Origin of the sequence: Halomonas huangheensis, from assembly GCF_001431725.1 — a bacterium.
Lineage (GTDB): Bacteria > Pseudomonadota > Gammaproteobacteria > Pseudomonadales > Halomonadaceae > Halomonas > Halomonas huangheensis.
Genome location: NZ_CP013106.1, coordinates 1,864,244 through 1,876,320 on the forward strand (window position 1 = coordinate 1,864,244; position 12,077 = coordinate 1,876,320).

Consider the following 12,077-nt stretch of genomic DNA (forward strand, 5'->3'; position numbering starts at 1 on the left):
CCGATGAACCCTCAGTGGCGGTTGGTCAGGACCGTTAATCACCAGGACCATTCATGACTGCATGGAGCAAGCTGCTGGTCGCGACCACGCGACTGATCGATCTGCATGACAGTGGACACGAGCCGGGCTCGCCCTTTGTTCAGGTCAGCCAGGAGAGCCGGCGCGGTTTGCGTGACGGTTATTGGCTCGACCTCGGTTGCCTGCTGCTCGACTATCTGCTGGATGTGGACTTCGCCACCAATAGTGCTTTTGTCTCGCAGACTCGTTGTCTGGAGGCCTTGCGGGAGCAATACCCCGAGTTGTGTCACGACGACTTGAGCTTTGTCATCAACTTGCTGGCCACGCCGAGCGAGCTGCATCTACGTGATGAGGGTGAGCAGGGTGAACGCCTGCGGCGCAGCACCAAGCGTACGGCTCTGGTCGAGAAACAGGGGCAGACCGGCCAGGTGCGCCTGACGCCCAGCGGTCGCCAGGCGGTTACCCTGGCCAGCTCCGTCGAGGACCTGCTGTATTCGGAATATGACGCCGCCAAGGTTCTGGCGGCGCTGGCGCGTGGTGATTTCGCGCGGGTACCGGATATCACCAATCAGATTCTGCTGGCGATTCGCGGATTGACCCAGGAGCTGCGCCGGGTGCGAGAGAACCCGACTCGGGAAGGCAAACTGTCGATTCTGCTCGATAACGAACGCCACTATCACAATGCCTTGTCGAGTATTCAGCGCACGTTGCTCGACGCGCGTAGCCAGTTGACCACACCGGTTCTGATGGAGCGCTTTGACGATTGGCAGCAGCATCAGGACGATGATTGGGACCTGCGCATACTGTCGAGTGCCATTGGGCGGGTATTGACCGCGATCGAAAATCTGTCGCGACGCCTATCCGAGCTGATTGCTGACATCGCGGAAGGGCGTGTTCAGTCGATGGGCGTGGTCGACTTCAGTGAGCTTGCCGCACGCTTGATTGCTGCCCCTCCGCGCCCGCGTCTTGCGGAGCCACTGGTCAAACGCATGACGCCGTTCTTCCAGGCGCTGGCCTTTCCGCAGCCGACGCCGCTGGTACCGCTGCTCGAAACGCGTCGCGCCGAGTCCAGCTCGGTGGCATTGGTGTATGACGAGTCGCTCGATGCGAGCCCCGAGGAAACTCGGCTGGCCCGTTTCCTGGCGGCACGCGGCCCGGCTTTGCGCGAACGGGTGGCTGAAGCGCCGTTATCGCTGGCTGAGGCGCTGGCTGAGGGCTGGCATCTGGATGGCAGCGAAGATTGCCTGCCACAACTGATCAACACCTTCGTCGATACTGGATTGCTGTCTGAGTCACTGGTGGTCGGTGTCGAATATCGTCCTTTCCGTCTGACGCTCGACGACGGCCGAGTCATCGATGGCCCCGTCACCCCAACGCTGCGTCAGGCTGAGCTGGACCACGAGCCGCTGACACATGGTTGATCGATCCACATTGGTCCCGCAACAGCGCCGAGAGCCAAAACGCCGAGGGCCAATGGATATGCGAATTTTCAGGGAATATGCCTCATGAACATGACCGAGATGGGCGAGGTCGTCGCCTACCTGCTGCGCTACCGTGCCGCCGAGCGTCTGCCGGCCGGTGGCCGCAAGAGGCGCGCTGCGCGTGATGGCCAGCTATCCGAACGCGATGTCTGTGCGTTGATCGATGATGCCAGCGATATCGAACGCGAGGCGCTGCGCGATTTTCTCGCCGGTCAGGGGCTACGTCTGCGTGTCTACGAAGCGGGTGACTATCCCGGTATTGCACCGGGATCGCGCTATTACGCCCTGCTGCCGGACCCGGATATGGATCAGCCGCCGCTGTATACCCGAGAACCGGTGTTCAATGCCTTGCGTCTGCGTCAGGAAAGCCGTGCCGAGTTGGCGACCTGGTATCTGCAACTCTGGCTGTTGATGCACACCTTGCTTTACACCCGTTACAACCGGGCGCTGTCCGATGTCAGCCGCTATCAGGAAGCCACCTTTGCGGGTGCGGAACTGGTCGATTTGCTGCGCGATCAGGTTGAGACCCTGCGGGGGCTGGGGGACGAGGCCAGCGAGGCACAGCGTAGCCTGCTCGATGAGCGTGGTGAGGATCTCAGTCGGCGTGTCCGCGCCTTTATCGAGTTGCATGTCGGCGCGGGTATGCTGGAGCCGGTGCGTGATGATGATACGTCCGGGGAGGTCTGGCAGCAGACGCTGCTGGGCGCACTGGAGAGTGAACAGATCGGCATTCACCAGTTGGGCCACCTGCAGGCGCTGATCGAAGGGCGTGGGGAGCAGGGTGGCAGTCTGGATGACGTCGCCGATGAAGACATTGAGGAAGCGGAGTCCCGGGATCGAGACTCCCTGAACGATGACACGGAGGTGCAGGCATGAGTGTCATTCACCGCATCGAAGTGGCCAACCTGCTCAACAAGCATGGTGACGTTACCTCTCCCTGGGACGCCAAGATGCGTCACCTGCTGCTTGATCTGCGTGGGCAGTCGAGTGCCATCAGCATGGAGAATGGTTTCGGCAAGACCACCCTGGCTGAAGCGCTGATTGGACTGCTGTCGCGCGATCGAACACTGCTGTCGCGTACGCGACGCAAATGCACGCCGTCCACGGTATCCGGCCAGGGACGAAGCTGGTCGCACCTGCGTGTCGAGTTTCGCACCCGCTCGGATCAGGCCGGGCAAGGTGACATGCTGGCAGCGGCGGGAGAGGAGGTCGCGGGCGAAACCTTTGTTTTCGGCTTCTATGGCTACAGCGATGGCAGCGGCTTGTCGTTCTACCATTACTCCGGCCGCCTCGAGGACATTCCGGTCCATCACCTGACCCAGGATGGCAAGCTGGCGCTATACGCCAATAGTGACGTCAAGCAGGCCATGAATCGTCATGGCGTGCGTCTGACGCTCAATCGTGACGAGTGGCTGGATGCGGTCAACACGCATGTCTCTCGTCGAGAGCTGGCGCAACTGGCTTCCTTTCAGAAGGAAGGTGGTGCCGACAAGAGTCAGATCTTCAATGCCATTCGGCCACGTGCCGGTGAAAAGCCCGACCAGGCGTTCTTCTTTGAAGTATTGGCACCGGAGATCCTCGCCGGGGCAACACGCGGGGAAACCGACGAGAGTGAGGAGCTGATCGAGGAGGTCATCCTCAATTCCGGCACCAATATCACCGAGTTGCGCCAGCGACTCGAGGATGCTGAAACCGATCAGCGCCGCGCCGAGGCCAAGGTCGAACGACTTTCTGAACTGACCGAGCATGGCACTTCGCTGTTGGAAGCCCGAGCCACGCTCGGCCGCCTCGACGACGGTCTGATGCTCAGCGAGAGGTTGCTGGCTGGTCAGGCACTGGCGGCGCTTCCGGGACTGCCGAAGGTCGTGGAATCCGATGATGACAACGACGTGGTCGCGGGGTTTGCCTGGGGGCGTGGAGATACCGGCAAACCCCGGGTGTCCGTATGGCTGCTGGCGAAGCTCAGTCGGCTCTCGGAGCGTCAGGTGCGTGAAGCACTCAATGAACGCGAGGTGCGTGTCGATGGTCATCGCCAACTGGTTCATCTTATCGATGCCAGTTGGCCCGGTGGACGTGAGGCCCAGCATGTGGCCTTCGATGCTGCGCGCCAGTGGCTGAGCGACAGTCACGCCTTTGCCGATGATGCTGCGCGATATCGAGCCCTCAACCGCCTCGACGAAGGCGCAGAGGCATTCGAGGTGCTGGATGGCAACTGCTGGCGCGATGAGGTGGTTGCCGATGGCCTTTATCGCGGTGAACTGAAGCTGGATATCGAGCGCCTCGAAGCTCAGGCCGAGAGCCTGGAGCAGGAGCGCGAAAACCTGGCTTCACGACAGCGCGAGTTCGTCGACAATCAGAGTTTCTATACCCAGGCGCTGGCGGAAGGAGTTTTCACCGAAGCCGAGCTGGAAACACCTGAAGCGACTCGCGAAGCCGCGTTGGAAGATTCCCAGGCAGCGCGTCGAGCGCTTTCCGAGCACCTGGCGCGCGTCGGGGAGTTCAAGCAGGTTACCGAGCAGCATCGCCAGTTTCAGGCTGAGCACCCGGGAGAGCTTCCGGATGACGTGCTGGGCGAAAAGATCGAACTTCGCGAACAGCTTGATACTCGCCTCGAAGAACTGAATGAGCAGTGCGATGCGTCGCGCGAGTCGCTTGACCAGGCGCGCCAGACTCACGAACAGCTCGCCTCCGAGCGAGCGCGACTGGAGGGTGAGCTGGCGCCGCTCCAGAGCGGACAGCAAGCCTGGCAGAGTTTCCGCGAGCAATGGCCGGATGCCGAGGTCGAGGGCTGGTGGGCTGGTCGTCAGGCCCAGTTGCGTGAGTGGGAAGGCAATGAGCAACAGCTTGGGCAGCGACAGCAGGAGGCGCAGCGCTTGCGTCAGCGCCTCACGCCGTTGGCGGAGTCGGTTGCACACTATCGCCGGATTCACGGTGATGATGAACCAGTTCATCTGCGCGACCGGCTCTATACCGGCATGCGCGAGCTCGACGATGAGCGCCATCGTCTGGGGCGTGAAGAAGGGCGCCTGCGTGAGTTGCACCGCGCACTGATTACCTTCCGTGAACGTGGCTGGGGCGAGCCTCAGCAATGGCTGGAGCAGGCGCGTGATGCGCTGCCGCGCTTGATCGGTGAGCGCGAGCGCCTGGATGAGCGGATTGCGGCCCGCGAAAGTTACCTTGAGCACTTGAGCGGCGACCCATTGGCGCGTCAGGTAGCCGAAAGTGAGGCACAGCAGCTGCTCGAGCGTCAGGGTATCGCCTTCCGCCCCCTGCACCAGGTACTTGGTGAGCTGGCCGAGGATGATGCCAGCCGTCGGGAGTGGTTGGTGCAGGCCGCAGGCCAGCTGTTCGCCCCGGTAGTCGAGGGCGATGTCTCCGCAGACGCGGCTCAATTGCTGATCGACCAGGGGCTCAATGTGCCGGTGTTGGAGCGAGGTCGTCTACAGCAGTTGCTCAGCGAGAGCCATCCACCTCTGGGTGCGGTTTGTGGCTGCGAGACGCTGGCGGTCAAGGCGGCGCTTGACCCCGAGCACCTGGTGGAGCTGCGCAGGCAAACCCAGGCACGCCTCGAACAGGATCAGCAACGGCGTCGTCAACTCGACACCGAAATCAACCGCTTCGACCCGCATGGTGAAGTGTTCGTAGAGGCGCTGTCGGCGCGCCAGGCGGTGGCCGATGGCGTCGAGGAAGAGCTGGAGCGCATCGCGGAGCGCCTGGCACAACTGGATCAGGACCGAGAAGAGCTGGCGCCACGCCTGGACGAAGCCGCGCTGCAGAGCATTGATGACTTTCAGCGCTATCTGCAGGAAGGCGGAGACAAGGCCCTGCAGGAAGCGGGCGAGAGCCTCGCCGAGATCGAACTGGAACTCGCAGAGCTGGCCCCACGGTTGGCTGCGGCGCGTGAAGAGTTTGCCCAACATGCCGAACTATGGCTGGCGGCTGAGGCCTTCAAGTCCGCGGGTGGTGTTGAGCGCCTCGCAGCAATTGATCATCGGCTGCTCGAACTGGAGGAGCGTGAGGCCACGGCGGCAGACGAAAGGCATCGCGAAGGTGAGCGCTGGGAAGCATTGAGCCGCGAGCGCGATGAATTGAATGCCCAGCGCAGCGCTATCTTCATCGATGGTGAGCGAGATCGCCTCGCGGGTCTGGCGCGTTTTGTCGAACAAGGTGGGCCGGAGTTCATGGCCGCAGCCGAGCAGCGGCAGGCCGAGCTGGAGGAGACGCTGAGTGTCGCCCAACGACGTGCCAGCCTCGATGTCCAACGCATCCGTGCCTATCTCGAAGTGCGAGATGACAGCACCGCTGGAGCGGCGCTCGAGTCACGCATTGCGAAGCTCAAGCGTGAACGCAGCGATGCTCTGGCCGAACGCCGGCAACGCAGTAACGAACTGGCAGGGCTGGAAGTGCGCCTTGAGCGGCAGCGTGAGGCGTTGGTGGTCGCCGATGAATTGGCAATTGCGTGGTTGACGGCATTGCGCGAGTTGTCAGCGGGCTGGCAGCAGCGCTGGCAGGCTGTTGATGGGCGCGAGACAGTGTGGCCCGCAGATCATCCTGATGCCGACGCGCTGGATAGTGCGCTGGAGTTGTGGTGGTCGTTGGCTGCTGCACAGGAAGATCAGCCTGACGTGGACATTGATCGTCTGGCAGCCTGTGCCCAGCAATTGCAGGAAGGGCTGACGCGCCTTGGCCTGGGAGAGCGTTCTCGAGTACGGGACAGACAAGCGCGCCAGTTGGCCGAGATCGAACAGCGCTTGAGTGCAGCGCTTGAAGATGCTGCCCAGAGCCGCATGTTCAATGATACCGAACGCGGTCGTCTGGCCAGCCTCGGCCAGGTCAGCAATGAGGCACTGGATGACCTCGCGGCGTTGCACCAGCAACTCGGCAGCCAGCTCGAAACCCATCGTGAAAGAGTGGCGCATCTACAGACCTCGCGTCAGCACATCGAGGGCACACTGGTGGAGCGTCTCGGGTCGATCATCAGTGATGCCGCCGGCAATCTGGACATCCTGAAGCGTGTTGCGCGACGTGGCAGTGAAGGTAACGGTGAAGGCGGGGCCTGGTTCGAGGTCAAGGCCAGCCTGATCGATGCTGATGCTCTGCGTGAGTTGATCACCACGCTGCTGGCAGATATCGATGAACACCAGGCGGCGCTCAAACGACGCGCCGAGCGCGATGGCAAAACGTTGCAGGAAGGTGATCAGTCGCGACGTGATGACGATCTGCTGGGACGCATTCGTCGGCGTATCTATCGCGGCCTGTTCAAGGATGTGGCGATTCGTCTGCGCCATGTTGCGATCCGTCCGCATGGGCGACTGTTTTCGCTCAACGAAGCGATGTCCGAGGGGCAGCGCGAAGCAGTGTCGTTGATGTGGCTGGTCAAACTATCGGAGTTTGCCATCGAGCGCGAACTGCATGAGCTGCCGGGCCACCATCGCCGCCGTACGCGGGCTGGCCGGGAGAGTGTCATCCTGCTTGATGGTCTGTTCTCCAAGTTGTCGCACCGCAAACTGATTCAGGATTCACTCGACTCCCTGCGCAACACGCGCGGTCGCTTTCAGATGATCGGCCTGATTCACAATCCCAACTACGAGAACGATCCGGATATCTTTCCAACCTATCTGATCGGCAGCGTGATTGGAGCCGGCCAGGGGCAGGGTGGACACGTGATCGTGCGTGAAGGGCAGTCACAGACACCGGAAGATCTTGGGCGTAGCGCCGGTGAAGCCAGTGTCTTCGGCATTCACGTATCGGAGCCGGAAACGGTGTGATGCTCCCGAGCAGCACTGAACAGATCAGATCGCTGCTCGGAGTTTCTGGTTTGACGACCTAGCGCGGCGCGTCGTAGCGATTGGGCAAGCCGCGTGAGAACACGGCTTGCCACAGTTGTATATTACGTGCTCGGAAGGCGCCTGCGCACACCGATAGGTAGTAGCGGAACATTCGGTAGGTGCGCTCATCGTAATGATGGGCGATCTGGTACCAATGGGTATCGAGGTTATCCAGCCACGCCAGCAGAGTCCGGTCATAGTCTGGGCCGAAGTTCTGCCAGTCCTCGGTGATCAGTCGTTCTTCGCTTGCTTCGGCGATCTGGCGCATCGAGGGCAGCACACCATTGGGGAAGATATAGCGATTGATCCATGGGTCGGCAGAGATATGAGAGCTGTTGGCGCCGATGGTATGCAACAGGAAGGTGCCGTCATCGGCCAGCAGTCGATCGATGGTGGCGAAATAGCTGTCATAGTTACGCTGTCCGACATGCTCGAACATACCGATCGACACGATGCGGTCATAACAGCCTTCCAGATCGCGATAGTCGGTCAGTTGGATATCCACTGGCAAACCCTGACAGCGCTCCTGAGCCAGCTTTGCCTGCTCCTTCGAGATCGTGATACCCGTGACCTTGACGCCGTGATGGCGTGCCGCGTGTTCCGCCATGCTACCCCAGCCACAACCGATGTCGAGTAGCGTCATACCGGGGCGAAGCTGTAGCTTGCGGCAGGCCAGCTCGAGCTTGGCCAGTTGAGCTTCATGCAGGTTGCTGGCTTCTTTCCAGTAACCGCAGGAGTAGCACATGGTTGGATCGAGCATGCGTTCGAAGAGATCGTTGCCCATGTCGTAATGGGCCTCTCCGACAATCCAGGCGCGGGCCTTGCTCTGCAGATTGAACAAGCCGGCCTGTAGACGATACATGAGGCGTTCCGAGTTGGTATGGGCGCGCTCACCAAGGCCATGAATCAGCAGGCGGTGGGCGAGCTTGTCGATGCGCTCGGCTTCCCACCAGCCATCCATATAGGCTTCGCCCAACCCGAGAGTGCCCTGGCGCAATATTCGTGAAAACAGGTCCGGATGATAGACCTTGATATCCTCAGGGGAAGAGCCGTTGAGCCCGACGCCAGAACCTTCAAGCAGGCGCTCCACAACTCGACGAGCACGGGTGTCGGGCAGCGCGATAGGGTGGGGGCGGGAGTCGCTGGTCATGGAGCCTCCGGTGTCCGTACACGGCGACAATATCTGCAGCGCCACTGGTGGGCGAAGTGCCTCGGTAGCGCTATCCTCTGCATATACCAGCTATCAGCTTAGATCAGTAATCCTGAATCGGCATAGTTCAGACTGAATAATTTGGAGGCTTATCGTTATGCAGGTAATCGTTGACCTTTGTGTTGTTCCTCTTGGGGTCGGGGTTTCGGTATCCGAGCATGTCACGGCCTGCCAGCATGAGATCGAGGCATCCGGCTTGCAACACCAGATGCATGCCTATGGCACTAACATCGAAGGCCCATGGGATGAGGTGATGGCGGTGGTCAAACGCTGTCATGAGCGGGTTCATGAAATGGGCGCTCCACGGATTACCACCACGCTCAAGCTCGGTACGCGGACCGATCGCCATCAGTCCATGCAGGACAAGGTTGATAGTGTTCGACAGCGGATGCAGCAGACCTGATACAGAACATCTGATGGCAGGGCCCGAGGGCTTCAGACGTCGTCTTGAACCAGCACGCGACGGGCTTCGCGTTCCAGGTGGCGAGCGAGGGCGTCGAGGGACTCGCCGCCCAGTCGCCAGTAGTGCCAGTAAAGAGGCACATCGAGGTAATAGCCTGGTACCAGGTCGACGAGTTCTCCCGTTTCAATCAGGTTGGCGACCTGTAGCTCGGGCATCATGCCCCAGCCGATACCGGCTCGAACCAGTTGGATGAACCCTTCGGTTGAAGCACAAAAGTGATGCGGGAAGGGCCCAGCGATGCCGAATTCTGCCAGGCAGCGGTGCTGAAGTTGGTCGTTGAGATCGAAAACGATGGCTGGTGAGCGTGCCAGGTCCTTCGCAGTCGGGCCATCGGGGAGGTACCGTTTCACGAACTCGGGGTGGGCCAGCGAGCGGTAACGCATCTTTCCCAGTGCTACCACACGAGTGCCTTGCACGGGTTGCTGGCTGGCACATAAACAGGCAGCGACTTCGCCATGACGCATGCGCTGTAGACCAACATCCTGGTCCTCTATCACAAGGTCAAGAGTCATCGGGTGGTCGCGCATGAAGGTGCCCATCGCCTCTGGCCACCAGGTAGAGATGCTGTCGGCGTTGATGGCCACGCGCAGGTGACGCTCCGTCCCCGCGAATTGCGGCAGAGATGTCGTCAGTTCTTCCTCGAGCAGTTGCACCTGCTGGACATGATTGAGCAGTCGTCGTCCAAGGTCGGTGGCCTCAGGAACGTTGCCGCGAACCAGAACCGGTTGCCCCAGCCGAGCTTCGAGTAACTTGATACGTTGCGATACCGCTGACTGGGTCAGGCCCAGGTGGCGAGCGGCACGCTCGAATCCTTGGTGATGCATTACCGCACCCAAGGCTTCCAGCAGTTTGTAATCCAGCATAAGAATTCCTGATGTATCAGTTTGAATATTTGTTTTTCTTATTTAAGCGCATCCCTCAGTCTGCGTCATCAGTAGCGTGTGGCTTGCTGAAGCGCGCTCTGTTGTTGAAGGCGGTCAGCCGTTCAAGCTTGGGCTTGAGTGTTCAAGCCTGAGATTAATCGTTTGGATCACGGGGGAAGACTGCATGTGGATGTCGGTAATGCAGGGTATGGGAACCGGAGGAGCGCTGATTGTGGCAATTGGCGCGCAGAATGCCTTCGTACTCGATCGAGGGCTGCGGGGCGAGCATGCCTGGCACGTGGCCTGGGTTTGCGCACTCTGTGATGCCTTGTTGATCGGGCTGGGCGTGCTGGGGCTTGGAGCGTTGATTTCGCGCAGCGAGCTGGCAATGCAACTGGCCAGCTATGGAGGGGCTGCGTTCCTGTTGTGGCAGGCATGGCTGGCAGTGCAACGTATGCGCCAACCGGATGGGTTGAAGGCGGAGGTTTCTCGGCGGCGTCCTGCACGTGGGCAGGTCATCGTGGCCACGCTGGCGGTCACGCTGCTGAACCCCCAGGTCTATCTGGATACGTTGGTGATGCTGGGATCGATCGGTTCTCTTCAGCAGGATCCGCTGGGCTTCTATCTCGGCGCGACCTTCGCCTCGTTCTGCTGGTTCTTCGCACTGGTCGGCGCCGCGGGGTTTCTCGCGCCGCGCCTGGCAAGTCCACGTGCCTGGCAGGTTATCGATGGTGTGATTGCGGTGATAATGGTGGTTGTCGCGGTTCAGTTGTTGCGGATGGAGCTTGGTTGAGTGCCTGGGTTGTCGTGCAAGTGTCAGGTTAACGTGACGCGTTGTAAGGAAAACATTACGCGCCGGGCCCGCATCGGCAGCAAGTGTAAGGAAAACACTACATGGGCAGCGCGAACAGCGGGCGGTGGATAGGGGCCTCCCGGCTTTGTGGTGATTCCTGCGTCAAGGGAATCGCCCTAGGCTGAAAGCACTTGAGGGGATCACGGAGGTGCTGTGTGTGCGCTTCCGTGGAGAATCTTCAACCCTATCCGATAAGCACAATATGGAGTAACACCATGACCGCGGCTGCCCCCATCAATACTCACAATCCGATTGGTACCAATGGCTTCGAGTTTGTCGAGTACAGTGCGCCGACAGCGGAGGGCATCGAAGCACTGCGCCAGCTGTTCATTGCCATGGGCTTCACCGAGACTCGTCGTCACCGCAGCAAGCAGGTGAGTTTGTTCCAGCAGGAAGATGTCAACTTTGTGCTCAACGCCGAGCCGGGTAGCCATGCGACGGAGTTCGCACGCGTGCACGGTCCTGGCGCCTGTGCGATGGCCTGGAAGGTGGCAGATGCTCGACAGGCACTGGATCATGCCATTGCCAACGGTGCTACTGAGGTGGCGAACCCTGTTGCCGAAGGAGAGGTCGGTATTCCTGCGGTTCAGGGTATCGGTGGTTCCTTGCTGTACTTTGTCGATCACAAGGTCGATGGCGATGGCCGTACCATCTACGATATCGACTTCGAGCCGATTCCGGGCACCAGCGCGCAGGACAACAGTGTCGGCCTGCAGATACTGGATCACCTGACCCACAATGTTGAGCGTGGTCAGATGGATCCATGGGCGAATTTTTATACGCGCATTGCCAACTTCCGCGAGAACCGTTACTTCGACATCGAAGGCAAGAAGACTGGCTTGCATTCCCGCGCCATGACCGCTCCCTGCGGCAAGATGCATATCCCGATCAATGAATCCGCCGATGACAATTCGCAGATCGCTGAATTCATTCGTGAATATAATGGTGAGGGCATCCAGCACCTGGCAATGGCGACGGACGATATCTACGCCACTGTGCGCGCGCTGAGAGCCAATGGCATTACCTTCCTGTCGACTCCGGATACCTATTACGAGCGCGTCGATGCTCGGGTACCCAACCATGAAGAGAACGTAGAGGATCTACGCGAGCTCAGTCTGCTGGTTGACGGCGGGCCTGATCAGGGCGTGCTGCTGCAGATATTTACCGAAACCGTGATTGGCCCGATCTTCTTCGAGATCATTCAGCGCAAGGGCAATGATGGCTTTGGAGAAGGTAACTTCAAGGCATTGTTCGAATCCATCGAGGAAGACCAGATTCGTCGCGGTGTGCTCAAGGACGATTGATCCGCACAGCATTCACCAGGCGCCCTGAGGTGGTGCCACGGCAGGCCGCTGGCCCCT

At 60.2% G+C, this 12,077-nt stretch carries 8 protein-coding genes; 6 read left to right on the forward strand and 2 right to left on the reverse strand.

Annotated features, from left to right (window positions below; all coding sequences use genetic code 11):
- Window positions 1-53 precede the first annotated feature (53 nt).
- The 3 genes from AR456_RS08360 (at window position 54) to AR456_RS08370 (ending at window position 7,267) form a co-directional block, all read left to right on the forward strand.
- A complete protein-coding gene (locus tag AR456_RS08360; protein WP_021820971.1) occupies window positions 54-1,439 on the forward strand; it encodes a hypothetical protein in 1,386 nt (461 codons plus the stop codon).
- An 84-nt stretch (window positions 1,440-1,523) separates the two neighbouring features.
- Window positions 1,524-2,375 carry a hypothetical protein gene (locus tag AR456_RS08365; protein WP_021820972.1) on the forward strand — a complete coding sequence of 284 codons (852 nt, stop codon included), beginning with the start codon at window positions 1,524-1,526 and terminating at the stop codon, window positions 2,373-2,375.
- The gene (locus AR456_RS08370) at window positions 2,372-7,267 is read left to right on the forward strand and encodes a coiled-coil domain-containing protein (RefSeq protein WP_021820973.1); all 4,896 of its coding nucleotides are present in this window, start codon (window positions 2,372-2,374) and stop codon (window positions 7,265-7,267) included. Before AR456_RS08365 ends, AR456_RS08370 begins: the two co-directional genes overlap by 4 nt.
- A gap of 58 nt (window positions 7,268-7,325) precedes the next feature.
- On the opposite strand, the gene cfa is transcribed toward AR456_RS08370, so the two are convergent.
- Complete coding sequence (gene cfa, locus AR456_RS08375; protein WP_021820974.1) at window positions 7,326-8,477, reverse strand: cyclopropane fatty acyl phospholipid synthase; 1,152 nt, start codon at window positions 8,475-8,477, stop codon at window positions 7,326-7,328.
- Between the two features lie 157 nt (window positions 8,478-8,634).
- Here cfa and AR456_RS08380 point away from each other — a divergent pair, with 157 nt between their 5' ends.
- On the forward strand, window positions 8,635-8,940 hold the full coding sequence (locus tag AR456_RS08380; RefSeq protein WP_021820975.1) for an MTH1187 family thiamine-binding protein: 306 nt from the start codon (window positions 8,635-8,637) through the stop codon (window positions 8,938-8,940).
- 32 nt (window positions 8,941-8,972) lie between these two features.
- On the opposite strand, the gene AR456_RS08385 is transcribed toward AR456_RS08380, so the two are convergent.
- The gene (locus AR456_RS08385; RefSeq protein ID WP_021820976.1) at window positions 8,973-9,863 is read right to left on the reverse strand and encodes a LysR family transcriptional regulator ArgP; all 891 of its coding nucleotides are present in this window, start codon (window positions 9,861-9,863) and stop codon (window positions 8,973-8,975) included.
- A gap of 184 nt (window positions 9,864-10,047) precedes the next feature.
- On the opposite strand from AR456_RS08385, the gene AR456_RS08390 reads away from it, so the two are divergent.
- On the forward strand, window positions 10,048-10,656 hold the full coding sequence (locus AR456_RS08390) for a LysE/ArgO family amino acid transporter (RefSeq protein ID WP_031208856.1): 609 nt from the start codon (window positions 10,048-10,050) through the stop codon (window positions 10,654-10,656).
- A 275-nt stretch (window positions 10,657-10,931) separates the two neighbouring features.
- A complete protein-coding gene (hppD, locus tag AR456_RS08395) occupies window positions 10,932-12,020 on the forward strand; it encodes a 4-hydroxyphenylpyruvate dioxygenase (RefSeq protein WP_021820978.1) in 1,089 nt (362 codons plus the stop codon).
- Window positions 12,021-12,077 lie beyond the last annotated feature (57 nt).

Bases quoted from the DNA above. Each gene is read 5' to 3' on its own strand.
- AR456_RS08360 (WP_021820971.1), top strand. From the start codon at position 54: ATGACTGCATGGAGCAAGCTGCTGGTCGCGACCACGCGACTGATCGAT.
- AR456_RS08365 (WP_021820972.1), top strand. From the start codon at position 1,524: ATGAACATGACCGAGATGGGCGAGGTCGTCGCCTACCTGCTGCGCTAC.
- AR456_RS08370 (WP_021820973.1), top strand. From the start codon at position 2,372: ATGAGTGTCATTCACCGCATCGAAGTGGCCAACCTGCTCAACAAGCAT.
- cfa (WP_021820974.1), bottom strand. From the start codon at position 8,477: ATGACCAGCGACTCCCGCCCCCACCCTATCGCGCTGCCCGACACCCGT.
- AR456_RS08380 (WP_021820975.1), top strand. From the start codon at position 8,635: ATGCAGGTAATCGTTGACCTTTGTGTTGTTCCTCTTGGGGTCGGGGTT.
- AR456_RS08385 (WP_021820976.1), bottom strand. From the start codon at position 9,863: ATGCTGGATTACAAACTGCTGGAAGCCTTGGGTGCGGTAATGCATCAC.
- AR456_RS08390 (WP_031208856.1), top strand. From the start codon at position 10,048: ATGTGGATGTCGGTAATGCAGGGTATGGGAACCGGAGGAGCGCTGATT.
- hppD (WP_021820978.1), top strand. From the start codon at position 10,932: ATGACCGCGGCTGCCCCCATCAATACTCACAATCCGATTGGTACCAAT.